The organism is Mycobacterium sp. SMC-16 (assembly GCF_046250085.1).
GTDB lineage: Bacteria > Actinomycetota > Actinomycetes > Mycobacteriales > Mycobacteriaceae > Mycobacterium > Mycobacterium phocaicum.
Genome location: NZ_CP176427.1, coordinates 4,814,081 through 4,834,244, shown reverse-complemented (window position 1 = coordinate 4,834,244; position 20,164 = coordinate 4,814,081). Strand labels below are relative to the sequence as shown.

Here is a 20,164-nt window from a genome sequence, read left to right as displayed (position 1 = left end):
CTTGGTCGCGACTTTTTCGCAAAGTCTCGACCAAGTTCACTTTGTGCACCAAGATGAGGCATGCCCTACGGACGCCTCGCTGATCCCGATTCCATCATCGGCACCGACCGCCGCTCTGACCCGCGCATGGTCAAGGCCCTCGCCGCATTCGGCATGGACGGCCGCCTCCCGGAACCGCCGCTGACGGTCGACGCCCCGCTGGCGCAGCGCCTCGAGTTCACCGCGTTCGCGGAGCAGGGGACCGGTGCCGTGCTGAAGATGCTGGGGGACCAGGCCCCCGCACCTGAGGGCGTCACCACCACGACCACCACCATCACCGGTGCCGACGGCAACGAGATCACGCTGTTCATCAGCCGACCCACCGATGCCGACGGTCCGCTGCCCGCGGTTGTGCACCTGCACGGCGGTGGCATGGCGATCCTCAGCGCCGCCGACATCCAGTACGTCCGCCTCCGCGAAAACCTTGCGGCCGCAGGGCTCGTCGTCGTCGGCGTCGAGTTCCGTAATTCGGGCGGCGCGCTCGGTCCGCACCCGTTCCCGGCCGGGCTCAACGACGGCGCGGCGGCCGTGCGCTGGACGGCGGCGCACAAAGACGAGCTCGGGATCAGCCACCTGATCGTGTCGGGGGAGTCCGGCGGTGGGAACCTGACGCTGACGGTCGCGCTGAAAGCCAAGCGGGAGGGCTGGATCGACGAGATCGCCGGCGTCTACGCCCAGTGCCCGTACATCTCGAACCGGTGGCTCGAGGACGCCGAGGACCTGCCGTCGCTGCGGGAGAACGACGGGTACTTCATCAGCTGCCTCCAACTGGCGCTGCTGGGTTCCATCTATGACCCCGACCAGCAGCACGCGCAAGACGGCACCTGCTGGGCCGGGGCGGCCACCAGTGTGGAGTTGGAAGGCCTTCCGCCGCATGTCATTTCGGTCAACGAGCTCGACCCGCTGCGCGACGAGGGCCTGATCTACTACCGCAGGCTGGCCGCGGCCGGCGTCAGCGTCGTCGGGCGGATCGTCGCCGGCACCTGCCACGCCGGGGACATCCTGCTCGCCGGCGCCATGCCCGAGGTCTTCGCGGCCACCGTCCGCGACATCGTCGGGTTCGCGCGGTCGGTCAGCTGAACGGCTTGCGCTGATCCAGCCGGCGCGAGCCACGTCCGGCCCGGCGCCAGATGCGGGCGATCATGTCGGTGTCCTCCTCGGTCACGAGGTTGCCCATGGCCCGGACCGCGACCGTCATCAGGTACTGCGACCGCATCGCGACAGGACCCGTCAGCGGCAGGAACCTCGGCAGCGTCAGCAGGATCGCCAATCGGCGGGCCACGGAGAACCCGGCCGCGTAGTGCTGCTGCAGCAGTGCGGGCCAGGCCGCGTTCAGATCACCCGAGCCGAGCAGATCGGCGGCCAGCCGGCCCGTCTCCAGGCCGTAGTCGATGCCCTCGCCGTTGAGCGGGTTGACGCACGCGGCGGCGTCGCCGACGAGCATCCAGTTCGGTCCCGCGACGCCCGACACCGCGCCGCCCATCGGCAGCAGCGCCGACTTGGCCAGCCGCGGCTGCCCCTCGAAGCCCCATTCGTCGCGGCGCAGGTTGGTGTAGTGGGCGAGCAGCGGGCGCAGTGCGGCGTCGGCCGGGCGTTTCTCGGTGGCCAGCGCACCCACGCCGATGTTCACGTCACCGTTGCCCAGCGGGAAAATCCAGCCGTAGCCCGGCAGCACCTCCCCCGCGGGGGAGCGCAGCTCCAGGTGCGACGTGATCCACGGCTCGGCGTGCCGCGGCGTCGCGATGTAGGCGCGGATCGCGACGCCGTACACGGTCTCTTGGTGCCATTCCCGGCCCAGGACCCGGCCCAGCGTCGAGCGGGCGCCGTCGGCCACGATGAGTTCGGTGCAGCTCACCTCTTGCCCGTCGTCGAGCTGCAACGTCGTCACCCGGCCGGCGGCATCGTGGGAGACGCCGACGGCCTTGACGCCCAGCAGCATCTTCGCGCCGGAGTCGGCGGCCACCTGACGAATCCGGTCGTCGAGTTCGGTGCGGGGCACGGCGCTGCTGGCGGCCGGGAACGACGGCCCCGGCCAGCGCACCTCGCGCTGCGCGCCGAAGCCGGCCAGCCGCAGCCCGTGGTGGCTGATGTGGCCGTCGAGCCAATCGCCGAGTCCCAGCTCACGCAGTTCGGCGATGGCCCGCGGCGTCAGCCCGTCGCCGCAGGCCTTGTCCCGGGGAAACTGCGCCGAGTCGATCACCAGGACGTCGCGGCCCCGGCGCGCTGCCCAGGCGGCAGCGGCGGAACCTGCCGGCCCGGCTCCGACCACGACCACATCTGCGTGCACGACCATGCCGCCCAGTATGTTGGACCCATGAAGACACCAGCGACAGTGGTCGCGGGCGTGGACTTTGGTGACGCCGCCTTCGCAGCGCAGGTTCGTGACGCGGTCGCGCGCATCGAAGACCTGATGTCGACCGAGCTGGGCAAAGCCGACGAGCTGATGGCCGAAGCGGTCCAGCACCTGTTCCAGGCCGGTGGCAAGCGGTTCCGTCCGCTGTTCACCGTGTTGTCGGCGTCGCTGGGGCCGGACCCCGACAACAACGACGTCGCGATCGCCGGCGCCGTGATCGAGCTGGTGCACCTGGCGACGCTCTACCACGACGACGTCATGGACGAGGCGCAGGTGCGGCGCGGCGCGGACAGCGCCAACGCCCGCTGGGGCAACAACATCGCGATCCTGGCCGGCGACTACCTGTTCGCCACCGCCTCGCGGCTGGTGTCCCGGCTGGGGCCCGACGCGGTGCGCGTCATCGCCGACACCTTCGCCCAGCTGGTGACCGGCCAGATGCGCGAGACCCGTGGCGCCCTCGAAGGCGCCGACCCCGTCGAGCACTACCTGAAGGTCGTGTACGAGAAGACGTCATGCCTGATCGAGGCGTCCGGCCGGTTCGGTGCGACGTTCTCCGGCTCCGATGAGGAGCAGATCGAGCGGCTGAGCCGGCTCGGCGGCATCGTCGGCACCATCTTCCAGATCTCCGACGACATCATCGACATCGACAGCGATCCCGACGAATCGGGCAAGGTGCCGGGAACCGATCTGCGCGAAGGCGTACACACCCTGCCGGTGCTGTACGCGCTGCAGGAGACCGGACCCGACGCCGACCGGCTGCGGGTGTTGCTGGCCAAGCCCATCGACAACGACGCCGACCTCGCCGAGGCGCTGGCGCTGCTGCGCGCGTCGCAGGGCATGGTCGAGGCCAAGCGCACCGTTCAGCGCTTCGCCGCGGACGCTCGCGCCGAGTTGGACAACCTGCCGGATCTGCCCGGCCGGTTGGCGCTGCTCAACCTGGTCGAGTACACCGCTGACCGCCACGGCTGACCTCCCACCGGGACACCCTGGAACCAGGCACCAGTTGCCGAGCGTTCAATTCAGTGAGTTTGACTGCGCTGGAGGAGGTAGCCGATGACGTGGAATCCGCACGCGAACACCGCAAAGACGTTCGCGCTGCTGGCGGGCTTCTCGACGCTCATCGTGCTGATCGGGTCGCTGTTCGGCAAGAACATCATGTACCTGGCGGTGCTGTTCGCCATCGGCATGAACGCCTACGTCTACTTCAACAGCGCCAAGATGGCGCTGCGGGCCATGCATGCGCAGCCGGTCAGCGAGATGCAGGCGCCGGCGATGTACCGCATCGTCCGCGAGCTCGCCACCACGGCGCGCCAGCCCATGCCGCAGCTGTACATCAGCGACACCGCCGCCCCCAATGCGTTCGCCACGGGGCGCAACCCCCGCAATGCCGCGGTGTGCTGCACCACGGGCATCCTGAACATCCTCACCGAGCGCGAGCTGCGCGCCGTGCTGGGGCATGAGCTGTCGCATGTCTACAACCGCGACATTCTGATCTCCTGTGTCGCGGGCGCCATGGCGTCGGTGATCACGGCTCTGGTCAACGTCGCGTACTTCATCGGCATGTTCGGTGGCGACCGCGACGACCGGCCCAATCCCTTTGTCCTCCTCGTGCTTTCGATCGTCGGCCCGCTGGCCGCGACCATCATCCGGCTGGCGGTGTCGCGTTCGCGCGAGTATCAGGCCGACCAGTCGGGCGCCGAACTGACGGGTGACCCGCTGGCGCTGGCGAGCGCGCTGCGCAAGATCAGCGCCGGCGTGCAACAGGCCCCGCTGCCGCCCGAGCCGCAGCTGGCCGACCAGGCCCACCTGATGATCGCCAACCCGTTCCGGGCCGGCGAGAAGATCGGCAAGCTCTTCTCGACCCACCCGCCCATCGAGGACCGCATCGCGCGACTGGAGCGCATGGCCGGGCGGTAGTTCCTGGGTTTCGCACGTTGGCTCTGCGTTGAGGGTCTTGGTTACTCGCACTTTTGCGCCGTGGTTTCAGGGTGAACGGGCCCCGCGGCTGATCCTGCATTGAGGGTCTTGCCTACTCGCACTTTTGCGCCGGCAGCGCAGAGCCAACGCAGCACCGACCCGCATACCAAACTCACCAAAAGATACCCCCAGGGGGTACTTGACCAACCCTCGGATCGCTGCGTAACGTCATCCACGTCAGGTACCCCCAGGGGGTATGTAAACCAGAAGGGATTCAGCGATGACGGTGGCGGCAACCCCGAAGACCGATTGGCATCTACGCGGCGAGTGGTTCGATGTGTGCAGCTGCAAGCTGCCGTGCCCGTGCAGCTTCGCGCAGGAGCCCACGCACGGCGACTGCTTGTTCACGCTCGTCTGGCAGGTGCACGAAGGGCATTACGGCACAACCGATTTGAGTGGCCTTGGCGTGGTGGCCCTGGGCGAGTTCGCCGGCAACATGTGGATCGGCGACCCGGACGCCACCATGAAGCTCATGTTCTACATCGACGAGAAGGCGGACGCTGATCAACGGAAAGCCCTGGAGCGGATCTTCCGCGGCGACGAGGGCGGCTGGCCGGGGGAGTTCGGCGCCCTGATCAGCGAGCTGCGGGGTATCGAGTACGCCCCGATCAACTTCGCCGCGGCCGACGACCTGGCCTACTGGCGGGCGGAGATTCCGGGCAAGGTCGACGTCCGGGTGGATGCGCTGACCGGCCCGACGGCCGACCCGAACCGTCGCGTCACCACCGTCAACGCTCCGGGCGCGGAAGTGGGCCCGGGCCAGGTCGCGACGTGGGGTGTGGTCAGGAAGGCCGACGCCGTCGGCTTCGACTTCTCCCACGAGTACCTCGGCGCCTCCAGCAAGCACTTCCCGTTCGACTGGCGGCCCGACGGCGAACTGCCGAACGTCGAGCTGCCGTCCGCCGCGGAGGCGGCCGGCGGATGCTGCTGCGGCTGAGCTGACGAGGACCCGGAAATGACACTGCGCCCAGGGCCTGCCGCTCTCGCGGGGTACGGCCCTGGGCGCAGGATCAATCAGGTACTACTCGGCAACCTCGACCAGACGGTCCACGCTGACCGGCGTCACCCGGAGGGCGGCCGCGGTGCCGATGTCATAGAACAACCCGATCACCTCAAGGTCGCCGGCGCGGTGCCGGGCCCGGACCAGCGGGTGGGCGGCGAGGGTCTGCGCCTGAAGTGCGACGTTGACCATCGACAGCTGGTCGACGACGCCGAACCCTTCCTCGGCCGCGGCGACGGCCACGGGGTGGCGGCCCTCGTCGAAGGCGCGCAACGTCGCATCGCCGTGCTCCAGCCAGGTGTGCAGGTGCTCGTCGTGACCCTGATCGCCGCCCAGCAGCGCGGTCATGGCGCCGCAGCTGGAGTGGCCGCACACCACGATCGACGAGACCTCCAGGACCTCGACGGCGAAGGCGATGGCCGCCTCGACCGAGGCGTCGGCGCGTCCCTCCGGGATCAGGTTGCCGACGTTGCGGACCGTCAACAGGTCACCGGGGCCACTGCTGGTGATGACGTTGGGCACGACGCGCGAGTCGACGCAGGTGATGAACAGCGTCTCCGGCTTCTGCGTGTGGGCCAGGTCCTCCATGTGTGGGCGCAGCACGGGTGCGGTGCGGCGGTGGTAGGTCTCCAGGCCCTCCATCACAGAGGAGGTCTGCGGCTGCGACTTCCACGGGACGACACCCGAGCGCTTGTCGAACGGCGTGAACGTGCGGGTCGGCGGACCGGCGGCCGCACTGTGCAGCTCGGCCGTGCCGTGTTCGTGAATCTCGACGGAGCCACCGCCGGCGACGTGCTGGCGCTTCCACTCATCGATGGTCTCGTGGGCGGCGTGGTCGATGAAGTCCACCGACAGCTCGACGGTGACGTCCGAACCGGTCGGCACCGAAGCCAGGGCCGAGGTCAGGCGCGGCAGCGACAGGAAGCTGACCGAGCCCTCGATCACGATGCGCCAGTCGTTTCCGGCGACGTGCTCGGTGACGATCTTGGCCCGGATGACGCGCCACACCGTCAGGGCGACCGCCAGGGCGAGGCCGATCAGCACACCCTCGAGCAGGTTGAGGAACACGACGCCGAGCACCGTGATGGCGTAAACCGCGATATCGCCTGTGCGCCGGGCGGTCTCGATGTGCACCTTCTTGACCAGCTGGCAGCCGATGACGATCAGCAGGCCGGCGAGCGCCGACGTCGGGATCAGCTGGGCCAGGCCGGCGAACGGCACTGCGAACAGCAGGATCCAGAACCCGTGCAGGATGGCCGACGCCCGGGACTTGGCGCCCGCGGCGACGTTGGTCGAGCTGCGCACGATGACGCCGGTGACGGGCAGGCCGCCGATGGCGCCGGAGATGGTGTTGGCCGCGCCCTGGCCGATCAGCTCACGGTCGAAGTTGGTGCGCGGGCCGTTGTGCATGCGGTCGACCGAGACCGCCGACAGCAGGCTCTCGACGCTGGCGATGAGGGCGACGGTCAGGACGCCCGCGAAGACGGCGGCCCACTGTCCGTCGGGCAGGGTCGGCAACGACAGCGAGTCCAGCAGCGAGCCGTTGATCTGAATGCGCTTGACGTCGAACGGCAACAGAACGGACAGCGCCGTCACACCGACGATGGCGACCAGTGGGCCGGGGATCCGGTTGACGGGTGCGGGCACCCAGCGCCACGCGACGAGCGTGACGATGACCAGCATGCCGAGCAGGAAGCCGGGGCCGTGGACGTTCATCAGCTGCGCCGGCAGCTCGTGGATGTTCTCCCACGCGCTGCTGTTGGACTTGCCGCCCAGCAGCACGTGCAGCTGCTGCAGCGCGATCGTGATGCCGATGCCCGCGAGCATGGCGTGCACGACGACCGGCGAGATGGCCAGCGCGGCCCGGGCCACGCGGCTGAGGCCGAACAGGATCTGGAGGATGCCGGCGCCGACGGTGATGGCGCACGTCACGCCCCAGCCGAATTGGGCGATCAATCCGGCGACGACGACGGTCAGGCCGGCGGCAGGTCCGCTCACCTGCAGCGGCGAGCCGCCGAGCGCGCCGGCGACGATGCCGCCGACGATGGCGGCGATGATGCCGGCCAGGATGGGCGCGTTGGACGCGACGGCGATGCCGAGCGACAGTGGCAGTGCCACCAGGAATACGACAAGTGACGCGGGCAGGTCGTAGCGCAGTATGGCGCGTAGACCCTTTGCCGGCGGGGCGGTTTCTAGCATGCCTAGGTTTCCGTTCTCCGATTGTTGTCCGATGGACACATGTGCAGATGCGCTGCGCGAGGTTCGGTCCGCACACCCGCCGACACCATTGTCGATTAAACATGTTGCGAGACAACATGTTTCAGAACTGTTCGACGGTCGCCAACGATAAGCGACGTCAATTGCTAAGTGCGAGAGTATTTATCGCCAGACGGGGTCGCAAGGCGAGGAAGAGTTCCCATAGAGAACGCAAATCTTCTCCGTGGGCCAGAGGGTTGATCGATTGGGCGACCTGGGATACCGGCTTGAATCGATCCGGTCGGTATGCTCGTGATTGGGGGTCCGACCAGTCAAGATCACTGTATTGCAACGATTCTCGCGCATCACATCGGCTCAGGTAGGTGACGTGAGTCATATCCAGGGACTAATATTTGAACTCGGTATGAACGCAGTGACAATTTTCTGTGTTCTCAACACAATGGAAGAATGACAACGATGTCGGTACCACCACGAGAGCGTCACCCCCGGGCCGCCGTGCTCGGCCAGCTGCCGCGCATGGAACGTGCCGACGGATCCCCCATCCGGGTGTTGCTGGTCGACGATGAGCCGGCGCTGACCGCCCTGGTCAAGATGGCGCTGCACTACGAGGGCTGGGTCGTCGAGGTCGCGCACAACGGCCGCGATGCGGTGACCAAGTTCGGCGAGATGGAACCGGACCTCGTCGTGCTGGACATCATGCTGCCCGACACCGACGGCCTGCAGTTGCTGCAGCGCGTGCGCGCGGCCGAGGGCTACACCCCGACGCTGTTCCTCACGGCGCGGGACTCGGTGATGGACCGCGTCACGGGATTGACCGCCGGCGCCGACGACTACATGACCAAGCCGTTCAGCCTCGAAGAGCTGGTGGCTCGGCTGCGCGGACTGCTGCGCCGGTCCAGCCAGCTCGCGCCCGAGTCCGACGAGGTGCTCAAGGTCGGCGACATGGTCCTCAACGGCGCGAGCCGTGAGGTGACCCGCGCCGGTGAGCCGATCTCGTTGACCGTCACCGAGTTCGAACTGCTCCGGTACCTGATGCGTAACCCGCGCCGGGCCATTGCCCGCGCGGAGATTCTCGACCGGGTGTGGAACTACGGATTCGGTGGCAAGTCGAGCATCGTCGACCTGTACATCTCGTATCTGCGCAAGAAGATCGACACCGATCGCGAACCGATGATCCACACAGTGCGCGGCGTGGGCTACATGCTGCGCCCTGCCGACACGGAGGACTAACCTGCCCGAGGTGACGCATGTGACCCGGGTGCCGACTCGAGTGCCGGCCCGTACCCCGGTTCGGGCGCCGTGGTGGCGTCCGCGCACCCTGCGCCGACGCCTCGTGTTCGGCGTCACGTCGCTGGTCACCGTTGTGCTTCTGGCGGTCGGGGTGCTGTCGGTGTACAGCCTGCACAGCTACGTGTCCGCGATGAGCGACGCGGAGCTCGACCGTTCACTCGATGCCCTCGGGCATTCGTATGACCGGCTGGAGATCAAGCGCGGTGATCCGGCGCATCCGATCGACGCCGGCGAAGACGGCCTGACCGCGTTCGGTGGCCAGGCCCCCGGAAATCTCATCGCGGTGCTGCACAAGGGCGTCGTCGTGCAGTCGGCGGTGTTCCCCGACGGCGAACCCAAACCGGTTCAGCCCGACGTCGTCAAGGCCGTCAGCGGCCAGCAGTGGACCAACCTCGGGCCACGGACGGTGAAGCTGCCGCGACTCGGTTGGTACCGGATGGCGGGGCAGGACGCCGGCGGCGGCGACGTTCTGGTCTCGGGCGTGTCCATGGAAGACGCCAACAGCGTGGTGGCGCGCAAGACGGTCGCGGTCGCGGTCATGACGCTGCTGGCGATCGCGCTGACGGCCGTCGGCACCATCGCGGTGGTGAACTACGCGCTGCGGCCGCTGAGTCGCGTGGCCTCGACCGCGGCGAAGGTGGCGACGCGTCAGTTCGGCAGCGAGGACCACCGGATCACCGAACGGGTGCAGCCGGAGGACACCGACCCGCGCACCGAGGTCGGCATCGTGGGGGACACGCTCAACAAACTGCTCGACAACGTCGACAGCGCGCTGGCCGAGCTCGCCGCGTCGCACCGCCGGACACGACAGTTCCTCACCGACGCCAGCCACGAGTTGCGGACCCCGCTGGCCGCCATCCGCGGGTACGCCGAACTGACCCGCCAGGACAGCGCTGCACTGCCCGAGACCACCGAATACGCGCTGGCCCGTATCGAGGCCGAGGCGCAGCGGATGTCCGGCCTGGTGGAGGACCTGCTGCTGATCTCGCGTCTCGAGGAGCATCAGGACCTCGAAACCGACGACGTCGAGTTGTGCGACGTGGTGATCAATGCCGTCAACGACGCCGCGGTGTCGTCGCCCGCGCACCGCTGGCGCTCGCGTCTGCCCGATGTGCCGGTGTGGGTCCGCGGGGACCCGGCCCGGTTGCATCAGGTGATCGGCAACCTGTTGGCCAACGCGCGTGTCCACACGCCGGCCGGAGTTTCGGTCACGACCAGCCTGACACCGGGTCCCGGATATGTGGAATTGGCGGTCGCCGATGACGGCCCGGGAATTCCGGAAGAATTGTTGCCGAATTTGTTCGACAGATTTGTGGTCGCCGACAAATCGCGTTCTCGCGTGCTCGGTAGCACGGGGCTGGGCCTGGCGATCGTGTCGACGATCGTCAAAGCGCACGGTGGTCGCGTGGAGGTCGAATCAAACACTGCGGGAACGGTTTTCCGGGTGCGGTTGCCGATGGACCGGGAAGTCGGGGAGTACGTGACGGTGAGTGAGTCGCACAACCCGCACGTATCTGAGTCGACTGTTTGAATTTCGCCTGAATTCGACATGATTCATGCGGATATCCGTATGGGTTCGGCCTGAGAATGTGTTTCTCTCCCTTTTTCGCGACTACCGTCGAAGTTATTGATCCAGCGCTGTCGGCGCTGGATGCGGAAAGGGAAAAACCATGAAGAGTTCCACCAAGATCTCGGCCGGACCCGGAATCGTCCTGGCCCTGCTGGTCGCGGCGGCCGCCCCGGCCGCGGCGCAGCCAGTGGTGCCGCCGGCGCCGGGGGAGTCTGCCTCGCAGACGATTCACCGGCTGCAGACCGAGGGCTTCCGGGTCATCGAGTCGCGCGTCGGCAGCGGATCCATCGACAACTGCACCGTCACCGCCGTCCGGCACGGGCGCGAGCTGTCGAGCCAGGAGGGCAAGCTGCGCGGTCAGAACACCACGGTTTACGTCGACCTCGGCTGCAAGTGATTTGCGGCTGACGCTGCGAGGCGTGGTCATTGGGTTCTACGCTGAGCGGGTGTTGAGCAGAATCCTGATCGGTGCGGTCGTGGCCGCTGGGGCGATCTCGTTGGTTCCGGGTGTTGCCGCGGCAGCTCCGCCGCCGGAGCCGGTGCCCCCGCCACCGGGACCCGCCGCGCCGAACCTCAACGGATTCAAGCCTGTCACCCCGTCGACCTACGCCAGCAAGGACGGCACGTTCTACATGTTCCAGGCCCCCGGCGGTCTGACGTGCATCATGCGCCGCAACGAAGGCGAGTACGGCTGTAGCGGCTCGATGCCGGGCGCCCCGGAGGGCACCAACGTGGTCGTCGGCCAGCAGGTCGGCGCGCCGGCGTTCAACACCCTGAACGGGCCGAAGTACGTCGGCGAGATGCCGGGCGCGGTGCAGACGCTGCCTGGCGGTTCCCGGATCACCTACCGCAACATCACGTGCGGTACCGACGGCACCATGACGGCGTGCGTCAACAGCTTCGACCAGTCCGGTTTCGTGGTCAGCCCGTCCGGCAGCTTCATCGTCAACGAGTCGAATCCGTTGCTGGACAGGCCGAAAGACCGCAACCCTTACTTCAACTGACCGTCGAGGTCAGAACCCCGCGCCGTGGACTTCGTGCCCGGGCTTCTCGAGCATGAGGCCGGCGTAGGCGTCCTCGACCGTGCAGCCGTGGTTGATCACCCGGTCCACCTCGCGGGCGATCGGCATACTCAGCCCGTGCGTCTCGGCGAACTCCATGATCACGCTGGCAGCCTTGACGCCCTCGGCGACCTGGTTCATCGAGGCGATGATCTCGTCGACGGTCTTGCCCTGGCCCAGCTGCTCGCCGACGTGCCGGTTACGGCTGCGCTGACTGGTACAGGTGACGATCAGGTCGCCCATGCCGGCCAGGCCCGCGAAGGTGTCACGATTGCCGCCCATCGCCACGCCGAGCTTGGACATCTCGGCCACGGCACGCGCCATCACCATCGCGCGGGTGTTCTCGCCGATGCCCAGGGAGTAGCCCATGCCGACGGAGATGGCGTACACGTTCTTGAGCGCCCCGGCCATCTCGACACCGATCACGTCGTCGGTTGTGTAGGTTCGAAAACGCCGGGTGCGGAACAGGCCCGCGAGATTCGCGGCGAGGTGCTGGTCCGGCATCGCGAGGACCGCGGCGGCGGCGTATCCCTCGGCGACCTCGCGGGCGATGTTGGGTCCGGCCAGGATTCCGGCCGGGTGCCCGGGCAGCACCTCGTCGACGATCTGGCTCATGCGCATATTGGTGCCCTGCTCCAGGCCCTTGACCAACGACACCACCGGGACCCACGGCCGCAATTCCTTGGCCAGCTCGCCCAGCACGTTGCGGAAGCCGTGCGACGGGACGCCCATCACGATGACGTCGGCGCAATTGGCGGCCTCGGAAAAGTCGGTGGTCGCCCGCAGCGATTCGGGAAGGGCCACCCCGTCGCCCAGATAGCGGCTGTTGCAATGCTTTTCGTTGATATCGGCGGCGGTTTCCGCCGACCGCACCCACTGCAGCGTCGGGCCGCGCCGCGCACAGATCGAGGCCACCGTGGTGCCCCACGACCCGCCACCGAGGACGACGACGGTCGGTACGCGCTGCGCTGATGCCATGGCGACAGGTTATGTCGCCCGGGCGAGCGGAGCGACGGGATTGGCGGACTGTCCGGTCGATGGTGCGAATTGCATGTTGTGTCGGTTGGTACCCCCACGCTGTGCGACGATCGGAGGAGCGATCGCCGAGGGGGTGCGGCAGTAGTGACGGTGACGGTGTCGCGCGTACGCGCGGCCAAGCCCGGGGCGATGCTCGACGCCGCCGATGACGTGCGGACCACGTCGGCCGCGCTGGAGATCGTGATCGGCGTGGAGCGCGGCCAGCTGGCCAACTTGAAAGCGAACTGGCAGGGGCAGGCGAGCGACGCCGCCATCGCCAAGGCACAGCAGCTGATCGACGAGCAGGAGGCCTACCGCGGCCGGCTGGACAAGCTGGCCAAGGCACTCACCGATGGCGGCAATCAGCTGACCTCGCTGCGCAGCACCCTGCTGGAATTCGTCGACACCGCGCTCCAACTCGGATTCTCGGTCAGCGACGACGGCGTGGTCACCCCGCAGCAGTGGCTGATCGGCGACCTGGGGCCCGTCAAGAAGACGGCGGAGTTCTTCACCGACTCCATTCAGGAGCAGCTGAAGGCGTTCGACACCACCGACACGCTCACTGCCACGGCGATCGACCAGGCGGTGCAGGGCCAGAAGCCCTCGGCGCCGGTGAACATCGGCGGGCAGGAGATCCAGATTCCGCCGCCGGGGACGAACCCCGAGGACGTCAACAAATGGTGGACCGGGCTGACACCGGAGCAGCGACAGCAGCTGATCGCCCGGCATCCACCCGAATTGGGCAACCTCAACGGCGTCCCGGCGAGTGCGCGGGACGCAGTCAATCAGCAGGTGATGAACGACGACCTGAACCGGGTCCGTGACGTCGCCAATCGCAACCACGTCTCTGAAGACGACGTCCTCAAGGACCCCGGCCGGTTCGGGCTGACACAGACCGACGCCACGCGGTTCTACAACGCGCGGCGGACCAGCGAGGGGCTGGCGCACCAGCGCGGTTCCACGTTGGACCCGACCAAGGAACGTCCGGTCATGCTCTGGGCTTATCAGCCAGAGGCGGACGGCGGGCAGGGCCGGGCCGCCATCTGCCTCGGAAACCCCGACACGGCCAACAACACGACGGTGATCGTGCCGGGCACCGGCAGCAGCGTCCACGACGGCTGGCTGGCCGACGGCCACGACGATGCGATCCACGTGTACGACCAGGCGGCGCTGGCGGACCCGAGCCGATCGACCGCGGTGATGATGTGGATGGGCTACGACGCGCCCGACAGCTTCACCGATCCACGGATCGCGAACCCGACCCTGGCCCGGCAGGGCGGCGACCTGCTGGCCGCCGACGTCAACGGGCTGGCCGCGACGCATCTCGGCTCGTCGCACGTCACGGTGATGGGCCACTCCTACGGTTCCACCACGGTTGCCGATGCGTGCGCGGGCAGCGGCATGAAAGTCAATGATGTGGTGCTGATCGGTTGTCCGGGAACAGATTTGGCGCACAGCGCCGCGGACTTCCACGTCAACGGTGGCCAGGTGTACGTCGGGGCGGCATCCACCGACCCGGTCGCCCGTCTGGGTATGGGCGGCCCGGGGGCGGCGCAATGGCTGAACACCGAGCTCGGCAACCCGCTGGGACCCGTCGCCGGGCTGGGGACCGATCCATCGGCAGAGGGATTCGGCGCCACCCGGTTCCGCGCCGAGGTGGCCGGCGAAACCGGCTGGAGTTTCCACGACCACTCGAAGTACTACGACATGGGCAGTGAGTCGTTGCGCGCGATGACCGACATCGCCAGCGGGCACAGCGAACGCCTCGCGTCCGACGGACTACTGGCCGCCGAGCGGCATCAGCCGACCTTCTCGACGCCCGACCACGTCGACCTGCCGTTCGGCATCGAGGTCCCGGTGCCACACGTCGACATCCCCATTCCCGGGACCCCGGCATATTCGGATCCCGAATCCAATCGCCCAGGTGAGACGGTGACGAACGACCATGATTACAAGTAGTCGATATCGCGTCGGTACCGCGGCAGCGGCTGCCGTGATTGCCCTGATGTTAGGAGGATGTGGATTGCTTCCCCACGACGATCGCCCAGCGCACCCCATGACCGATGAAGAGTCCATGGCGCAGGTCATCAACGCCGGCAGGCAACTACGGAAAGCGGCTGGGCTGCAAGACGTTCAAGGCGGCGGCTATCTGGAGTTCTGCAACGACATGGGATCGCCGCTCAACAAGGGCTACATCGAGATGAGTGCGGCGCTGCCGCCGGGCGTCAGCGGTCATGACTATGCCGAGCAGGTCAAGGCGGCCATGCTGGCGTCGGGATGGTCAGACAAGCTGCCCTCCCAACACATGTACGGCGGCACCATCAACCGCGACGGCGTAGCGGTCAACATCGAGTACTACCAGGGCGAAAATCGGCTCCGGTTCAAGATTTACGGCGAATGCCGCAACGTGACCAACCATTACGGCGACAGCAAGAACAACGGCACCAACCTGACCAAAGAGCTGAACAGCGACAGCTGACCGTCAGCGGTAGTTGACGAACTGCAGTGCCACGTCCAGATCGGCGCCCTTGAGCAGAGCGATGACGGCCTGGAGGTCGTCGCGCTTCTTGCTGGACACCCGAATCTCGTCGCCCTGAATCTGCGCCTTGACGCCCTTGGGGCCCTCGTCGCGGATGAGCTTGGTGATCTTCTTGGCCTGCTCGCTGCTGATGCCCTGCTGCAGCGTGCCCGAGACGCGGTAGGTCTTGCCGCTGGGCTGCGGGTCACCGGCGTCGAACGCCTTCATCGAGATGTCGCGGCGAACCAGCTTCTCCTTGAACACGTCGACCGCGGCCTTGACGCGCTCCTCGGTTGAGGAGACCAGCTCGATGACCTCGTCGCCCTTCCAGGCGATGGTGGTGTCGGTGCCGCGGAAGTCGAAGCGGGTGGACAGCTCCTTGGCGGCTTGATTCAGCGCGTTGTCGACTTCCTGCCGATCGACCTTGCTGACGATGTCGAACGATGAATCCGCCATTGGATTGCCCTCCGTATCTGCGCCCCTGGTCGGGGTCCCGTTTTCGTGTTCGGTACATCTTCGTTGTACTCTGCTACTCGCGCCAAACCCGGGGTCACCGGGAGGCGACGAACCCGGCAGGTTGCCCGAGCGGCCAATGGGAGCGGACTGTAAATCCGTCGGCGGAAGCCTACACAGGTTCGAATCCTGTACCTGCCACACTGATCAGGCCCCCTTTCGAGGGGGCCTGATTGCGTTGCGGAGTGCATCTCCGCAGTCGCATCGAGAGCGGTCGTTAGGATTTGACGCATGGTCGAGTCGTCCTCTGAGCGTGATGTCGTGCTCGACGTCGAGGGTTCCGGTGTGCAGCCACCCGTCGACCCCAAGATCCGCAAGCAGTTCGCCCTGCTCGAACGATTCGCGCCGCCCATCGGATCCCGGTGGGCCACCGAGCTGTGGTGCACCCCGCCGATCATCGAGCAGAGTCTGCGCATGCCGCCCGGCGTCGGGCCCGGCGCACCGCTGGAAGCGCACTGGGACGGCCACCGCGTCGCCGGCGAATCCTGGGGCGACGGGCCGCCGGTGTACCTCGTGCACGGGTGGGGCGGGCGCCGGCCGCACCTGGGCATGTTCGTCAAACCGCTCGTGGCCGCCGGCTACCGGGTAATCGCCTTCGACCTGCCCAGCCACAACGAGTCCGACCCGGGGGCGCTCGCGCCGGGCCGCACCACCGCCATCGAATGCGCCGACGCCGTCGCGGCCGTCATCCGCGAGCACGGACCGGCCCACGCCGTCGTCGCGCACTCGCTCGGGGCCAACGCGACGACCATGGCCGCCGCGGTCAACGGCGCCAAGGTCGGACGGCTGGTGCTGCTCGCGCCGATGGGCGACTACCCGATGTACCTGGACCTGTTCGCCGCGCGGCACAACTTCGGCCCGCGGATCCGCGCGGGCCTGCAGCGGCGGCTGGTCCGCCGGATCGGGATGTCGCTGGAAGACACCAACATGGTCAACCTCGCGGCCCGCGCGGGCCACCCGCCGCTGCTGCTCATCCACGACCCCGACGACCCCGACAGCCCGTACTCGTCGAGCGCGAAGCTCGCCGCCTCGTGGCCCGGGTCGCAGCTGCTCACCACCAAGGGACTCGGGAAGCTCGCGCACTACCGCATGCTGCGGCACCGCCCGGCCATCAACGCCGGTCTCGAGTTCATCGGCAGCCCGGCCTGACCGCCGTCGACTGTGGGGGATGACGCGGGGATCCGGCGAGATCTCCGGGTGAACCTCCACGCTCGACGATTGGGAACGCCGCCGACGGGTTAACGTCACCTGATGGACGCCGCGATCGCTGCGATCGGTCACGCACTGGCCCTGGCCGGTTCGATGACTTGGGAGATTCTCTGGGCGCTGATCCTCGGGTTCGCGCTGTCGGCGGTGGTGCAGGCCGTTGTCCGGAAATCGACCATCGTCCGCCTCCTCGGCGACGACAAGCCGAAGACCCTCGCCGTGGCCGCGGGACTCGGCGCGGCATCGTCGTCGTGCTCGTATGCGGCAGTGGCGTTGGCGCGCTCGCTGTTTCGCAAAGGCGCCAACTTCACCGCGGCGATGGCATTCGAGATCGGCTCGACCAACCTCGTCGTCGAACTCGGCATCATCCTGGCGCTGCTGATGGGCTGGCAGTTCACCGCCGCGGAATTCGTGGGCGGCCCGATCATGATCGTCGTTCTGGCGGTGCTGTTCCGGTTCTTCGTGCGCAGCCGCCTCATCGACGAGGCCCGAGTGCAGGCCGACCAGGGCATCGCCGGCTCGATGGAAGGGCATGCCGCCATGGACATGTCGGTGCAGGGCGATGGTTCTTTCGCCAAGCGCCTGTTCTCGGGACCTGGCCTCACGTCCGTCTCGCATGTGTTCGTCATGGAGTGGGCGGCGATCCTGCGAGATCTGATAATCGGTCTGCTCATCGCCGGTGCCATCGCCGCGTGGGTGCCAAATGCGTTCTGGGAGAACTTCTTCCTCGCCGACGACCCGACGTGGTCCGCGATCTGGGGACCGATCGTCGGCCCGGTGGTGGCCATCGTGTCGTTCGTCTGCTCGATCGGCAATGTGCCCCTGGCGGCGGTGCTGTGGAACGGCGGCATCAGCTTCGGCGGCGTGGTCGCGTTCATCTTCGCCGACCTGCTGATCCTGCCGATCCTCAACATCTACCGGAAGTACTACGGCACCCGGATGATGCTGACGCTGCTGGCCACCTTCTACGTCTCGATGGTCGCGGCGGGTTATCTCGTCGAATTGCTCTTCGGCGCAACGGTTCTCACGCCCACGCAACGCAACGCCATGGTGATGGAGAGCGGCATCTCGTGGAACTACACCACGTGGCTCAACATCGTCTTCCTGCTGCTGGCCGCGGTGCTGGTGATCCGCTTCGTCCGCACCGGTGGCGTCCCGATGCTGCGCATGATGGGCGGCTCACCCGACGCCGGACACGGGGACACCCACGCCGGCCACGACCACCACCAGCACTAGACGATCTTCAGCACCCGCGCCGTGGTCGTGTAGGTGCGCGTCCAGAAGTTGTACGAGACGCCGGTGGTGAGCGCCCGGCTGCCGTCGGCCGTCAACAGCGGATTGCTGCCCACCCCGGTGAGGGCGCCTCCCACCTGCGTGCCGTTCGTGGTGTTGATGACGACGAACTGGCTGCCGGTGCTGACCACCGCTCGGGTGCCGCCGGCACTGAGGACGAGGTAACCGTTGTCGGGCTTCAGGGTGAGGGTGCTGCCGAGCTGCAAGCCGGTGGTCGTGTCGAGCACCGCCACCTGCGACGTGGGGACGCCGGTGGTGTTGAAATTGCTGCTGATGGTCATGGCCACGACCCGGTCGGTATCGGGGCTGTACTGCACGCCGTTGAGGAAACCGGTGAGCGCCAAGGTGTTACCGACCTGGGCGCCGGTTGTCGTGTCGAGCACCGTCAACCGCGCGGTGTTGACGCTCGTGGCCCCGTTGTAGACGTTCGTGACGATGAGCACGCGGCTGCCGTCGGCGCTGATGACCCTGGAGCCGAATTCCTCGCCGGCGAAGTCGAGCGTGGTGCCGGTCTGGGCGCCGGTCAGCGTGTCGATCACAGCGACGTGCGTCAAGGTGGTCGCGCCGATGATCACGGCTCGGCCCCCGTCGGGGGTCATCAGCATCGAGCGCCAGGTGCCGGGCAGCGCCACGTCACCGACCTGGTTGCCGGTGGCGAGGTCGACCGTCGCGAGCTTGGTGGTCACCACCTGGGTGACCGGGTCGGTCGACGTCGCGGTGATGACCATGCGGGTCCGGTCAGCGCTGAGCTCGCGCGCCCCGTCGCCGTCGACGACGAGTCCGGCGCCGACGGGCGCGCCGGTAGCGGCGTCGAGCACCGTCAGCCGGGTGGTGAAGGTGCCGACCGGGCCCTCGGTGCGAGCCATGAACACGACGCGGTCGCCCGTAGCGTTGAATACCGGTGCGCCGTATACGGCCTGGCCTTCGAGGCCTTGCGTGGAGCCGATCTGGGCGCCGGTCGCGACATTGATCACCGTCGCCTGCGTGGTGTAGCCCGACGCGAAATCGCCGATCTGCGTGGAGATCGCGGCGCGGCTGCCGTCGGTGTTCAGCGCCGGCGGGGCCACCTCATTGCCGGCGATCTCGACGGTGGTGCCGAGTTGCGTGCCGGTGGTGGTGTCGAGCACCGCCACCCGCGTGGTGTCCGGGGTCTCCCAGATCGGGCGGCTGGTGGTGATCAGTGCGCGGGTGCGGTCGGCGTTGAGGACGGGCGCTTCCAACTGGTTGCCGGTGACCGAGACCGTGGTGCCGGTCTGGGCGCCGGTGAGCGTGTCGAGCACCGCGACCTGGGTGGTGCCCGAGCCGTAGGTGGTGGTCAGGGCGCGGCTGCCGTCGGCGGACAGCAGCTGCACGCCGACCGCACCCGGCAGGGTGAGCGTGGTGCCGGTCTGCTTCCCGGTCGCGAGGTCGATCACCGCCAGCTGCGTCGCCGTGGTGCCCGCCGCGGTGATCACGACCCGCGTGCCGTCGGCGCTGAACGCCGGCACGACGGGCTTGCCGGCGATGGACACCGTGCTGCCGACCTGCTTGCCGGTCGCAGTGTCGATCACCGCTACGCGGGTGGTGCTGGTCGTCGAGATGGGCGAGGGACCGGTGATGACCAACGCGCGGGTGCCGTCATTGCTCAACAGCGTCGAGCCGACGCCCGAGACGCCGACGCTCCCGATCTTCGTCACCGACGTGGCGATGAGCGAGGGCTGCACCAGCACCCGCACGGTGCGGTCGGTCGCGTCGGTGACGTACACGGCGCCGCTCGGTGCGACGGCCACGGCGTGAGCGCCGGTGGCGTCGGTATCGAACCGGACCGTGCTGACCACGGCCGAGGTGGCGGTGTTGATCACCGAGACGGTGTCATTGCCGTTGGCGACATAGGCGACGCTGCCGTCGGCGCTGACGGCCACCGAGCCGGGGGCGGGACCCACGGTGACCGCACCGGGCATGACGGTGTTGGTGGCGGTGTCGATAGTGGAGAGGGTGCCGCCGGTCTGGCTCGCCACATACAGCGATCTTTGACGTTTGGCGCGAATCTGGCTGGTGTCGAAGTTCATCGCTGCCGCGCCCTGATGCCGGCGCTGACATTGGAGAGGTGCTGCCACAGCAGGAAGAAACT

General features: G+C 67.7%; 17 protein-coding genes and 1 tRNA gene. 13 read left to right on the top strand and 5 right to left on the bottom strand.

Translation table 11 applies throughout. The features are described from left to right. The first annotated feature begins 60 nt into the window (after positions 1-60). Positions 61-1,119, top strand: a complete 1,059-nt coding sequence (locus ACJEIK_RS23490; RefSeq protein WP_061003348.1) for an alpha/beta hydrolase — start codon at positions 61-63, stop codon at positions 1,117-1,119. Here ACJEIK_RS23490 and menJ read toward each other — a convergent pair. Then, on the bottom strand, positions 1,112-2,332 hold the full coding sequence (gene menJ / locus ACJEIK_RS23485) for a menaquinone reductase (protein ID WP_409430364.1): 1,221 nt from the start codon (positions 2,330-2,332) through the stop codon (positions 1,112-1,114). The genes ACJEIK_RS23490 and menJ overlap by 8 nt on opposite strands. Positions 2,333-2,353: 21 nt before the next feature. Between menJ and grcC1 the strand changes: the two genes are divergently transcribed. The 3 genes from grcC1 (at position 2,354) to ACJEIK_RS23470 (ending at position 5,306) form a co-directional block, all read left to right on the top strand. After that, on the top strand, positions 2,354-3,361 hold the full coding sequence (grcC1, locus tag ACJEIK_RS23480) for a nonaprenyl/(2E,6E)-farnesyl/geranylgeranyl diphosphat synthase (protein ID WP_061003352.1): 1,008 nt from the start codon (positions 2,354-2,356) through the stop codon (positions 3,359-3,361). Between the two features lie 84 nt (positions 3,362-3,445). Then, positions 3,446-4,309 carry a zinc metalloprotease HtpX gene (htpX, locus tag ACJEIK_RS23475; protein ID WP_409430363.1) on the top strand — a complete coding sequence of 288 codons (864 nt, stop codon included), beginning with the start codon at positions 3,446-3,448 and terminating at the stop codon, positions 4,307-4,309. A gap of 280 nt (positions 4,310-4,589) precedes the next feature. Beyond that, positions 4,590-5,306: a DUF1326 domain-containing protein gene (locus ACJEIK_RS23470; protein ID WP_061003356.1), complete on the top strand. Its 717-nt coding sequence runs from the start codon at positions 4,590-4,592 to the stop codon at positions 5,304-5,306. A gap of 84 nt (positions 5,307-5,390) precedes the next feature. Here ACJEIK_RS23470 and ACJEIK_RS23465 read toward each other — a convergent pair whose 3' ends face one another. Then, positions 5,391-7,568 carry a SulP family inorganic anion transporter gene (locus ACJEIK_RS23465; protein ID WP_409430362.1) on the bottom strand — a complete coding sequence of 726 codons (2,178 nt, stop codon included), beginning with the start codon at positions 7,566-7,568 and terminating at the stop codon, positions 5,391-5,393. 465 nt (positions 7,569-8,033) lie between these two features. Between ACJEIK_RS23465 and ACJEIK_RS23460 the strand changes: the two genes are divergently transcribed. The 4 genes from ACJEIK_RS23460 to ACJEIK_RS23445 all read left to right on the top strand — a co-directional run bounded on the left by ACJEIK_RS23460 (position 8,034) and on the right by ACJEIK_RS23445 (position 11,450). Then, positions 8,034-8,816 carry a response regulator transcription factor gene (locus tag ACJEIK_RS23460; protein ID WP_061003360.1) on the top strand — a complete coding sequence of 261 codons (783 nt, stop codon included), beginning with the start codon at positions 8,034-8,036 and terminating at the stop codon, positions 8,814-8,816. A gap of 19 nt (positions 8,817-8,835) precedes the next feature. Continuing rightward, entirely contained in the window at positions 8,836-10,407 is a 1,572-nt protein-coding gene (locus ACJEIK_RS23455) for a cell wall metabolism sensor histidine kinase WalK (protein WP_234785479.1), read from the top strand. A gap of 139 nt (positions 10,408-10,546) precedes the next feature. Continuing rightward, entirely contained in the window at positions 10,547-10,843 is a 297-nt protein-coding gene (locus ACJEIK_RS23450; RefSeq protein ID WP_061003364.1) for a hypothetical protein, read from the top strand. Between the two features lie 49 nt (positions 10,844-10,892). Continuing rightward, on the top strand, positions 10,893-11,450 hold the full coding sequence (locus tag ACJEIK_RS23445; protein ID WP_234785478.1) for a hypothetical protein: 558 nt from the start codon (positions 10,893-10,895) through the stop codon (positions 11,448-11,450). Positions 11,451-11,459: 9 nt separating this feature from the next. Here the strand turns inward: ACJEIK_RS23445 and ACJEIK_RS23440 are convergent, their stop codons facing one another. After that, on the bottom strand, positions 11,460-12,485 hold the full coding sequence (locus ACJEIK_RS23440; protein WP_061003366.1) for an NAD(P)H-dependent glycerol-3-phosphate dehydrogenase: 1,026 nt from the start codon (positions 12,483-12,485) through the stop codon (positions 11,460-11,462). A 144-nt stretch (positions 12,486-12,629) separates the two neighbouring features. On the opposite strand from ACJEIK_RS23440, the gene ACJEIK_RS23435 reads away from it, so the two are divergent. After that, on the top strand, positions 12,630-14,483 hold the full coding sequence (locus ACJEIK_RS23435; RefSeq protein WP_409430361.1) for an alpha/beta hydrolase: 1,854 nt from the start codon (positions 12,630-12,632) through the stop codon (positions 14,481-14,483). A 97-nt stretch (positions 14,484-14,580) separates the two neighbouring features. Then, on the top strand, positions 14,581-15,003 hold the full coding sequence (locus ACJEIK_RS23430; RefSeq protein ID WP_061003368.1) for a hypothetical protein: 423 nt from the start codon (positions 14,581-14,583) through the stop codon (positions 15,001-15,003). Positions 15,004-15,006: 3 nt separating this feature from the next. On the opposite strand, the gene ACJEIK_RS23425 is transcribed toward ACJEIK_RS23430, so the two are convergent. Further along, entirely contained in the window at positions 15,007-15,498 is a 492-nt protein-coding gene (locus ACJEIK_RS23425) for a YajQ family cyclic di-GMP-binding protein (RefSeq protein WP_061003369.1), read from the bottom strand. Between the two features lie 115 nt (positions 15,499-15,613). On the opposite strand from ACJEIK_RS23425, the gene ACJEIK_RS23420 reads away from it, so the two are divergent. The 3 genes from ACJEIK_RS23420 (at position 15,614) to ACJEIK_RS23410 (ending at position 17,997) form a co-directional block, all read left to right on the top strand. Beyond that, positions 15,614-15,696: transfer RNA gene (locus ACJEIK_RS23420), tRNA-Tyr, on the top strand. A gap of 90 nt (positions 15,697-15,786) precedes the next feature. After that, complete coding sequence (locus ACJEIK_RS23415; RefSeq protein ID WP_409430360.1) at positions 15,787-16,704, top strand: alpha/beta fold hydrolase; 918 nt, start codon at positions 15,787-15,789, stop codon at positions 16,702-16,704. Positions 16,705-16,806: 102 nt separating this feature from the next. Next, positions 16,807-17,997, top strand: a complete 1,191-nt coding sequence (locus ACJEIK_RS23410; protein ID WP_409430359.1) for a permease — start codon at positions 16,807-16,809, stop codon at positions 17,995-17,997. On the opposite strand, the gene ACJEIK_RS23405 is transcribed toward ACJEIK_RS23410, so the two are convergent. Beyond that, entirely contained in the window at positions 17,994-20,102 is a 2,109-nt protein-coding gene (locus ACJEIK_RS23405) for a hypothetical protein (protein ID WP_409431795.1), read from the bottom strand. The genes ACJEIK_RS23410 and ACJEIK_RS23405 overlap by 4 nt on opposite strands. Positions 20,103-20,164 lie beyond the last annotated feature (62 nt).

What these genes read in the sequence shown, in the direction of transcription:
- ACJEIK_RS23490 (WP_061003348.1), top strand. Translation starts at nt 61, where the DNA reads ATGCCCTACGGACGCCTCGCTGATCCCGATTCCATCATCGGCACCGAC.
- menJ (WP_409430364.1), bottom strand. Translation starts at nt 2,332, where the DNA reads ATGGTCGTGCACGCAGATGTGGTCGTGGTCGGAGCCGGGCCGGCAGGT.
- grcC1 (WP_061003352.1), top strand. Translation starts at nt 2,354, where the DNA reads ATGAAGACACCAGCGACAGTGGTCGCGGGCGTGGACTTTGGTGACGCC.
- htpX (WP_409430363.1), top strand. Translation starts at nt 3,446, where the DNA reads ATGACGTGGAATCCGCACGCGAACACCGCAAAGACGTTCGCGCTGCTG.
- ACJEIK_RS23470 (WP_061003356.1), top strand. Translation starts at nt 4,590, where the DNA reads ATGACGGTGGCGGCAACCCCGAAGACCGATTGGCATCTACGCGGCGAG.
- ACJEIK_RS23465 (WP_409430362.1), bottom strand. Translation starts at nt 7,568, where the DNA reads ATGCTAGAAACCGCCCCGCCGGCAAAGGGTCTACGCGCCATACTGCGC.
- ACJEIK_RS23460 (WP_061003360.1), top strand. Translation starts at nt 8,034, where the DNA reads ATGACAACGATGTCGGTACCACCACGAGAGCGTCACCCCCGGGCCGCC.
- ACJEIK_RS23450 (WP_061003364.1), top strand. Translation starts at nt 10,547, where the DNA reads ATGAAGAGTTCCACCAAGATCTCGGCCGGACCCGGAATCGTCCTGGCC.
- ACJEIK_RS23440 (WP_061003366.1), bottom strand. Translation starts at nt 12,485, where the DNA reads ATGGCATCAGCGCAGCGCGTACCGACCGTCGTCGTCCTCGGTGGCGGG.
- ACJEIK_RS23430 (WP_061003368.1), top strand. Translation starts at nt 14,581, where the DNA reads ATGACCGATGAAGAGTCCATGGCGCAGGTCATCAACGCCGGCAGGCAA.
- ACJEIK_RS23425 (WP_061003369.1), bottom strand. Translation starts at nt 15,498, where the DNA reads ATGGCGGATTCATCGTTCGACATCGTCAGCAAGGTCGATCGGCAGGAA.
- ACJEIK_RS23415 (WP_409430360.1), top strand. Translation starts at nt 15,787, where the DNA reads ATGGTCGAGTCGTCCTCTGAGCGTGATGTCGTGCTCGACGTCGAGGGT.
- ACJEIK_RS23410 (WP_409430359.1), top strand. Translation starts at nt 16,807, where the DNA reads ATGGACGCCGCGATCGCTGCGATCGGTCACGCACTGGCCCTGGCCGGT.
- ACJEIK_RS23405 (WP_409431795.1), bottom strand. Translation starts at nt 20,102, where the DNA reads ATGAACTTCGACACCAGCCAGATTCGCGCCAAACGTCAAAGATCGCTG.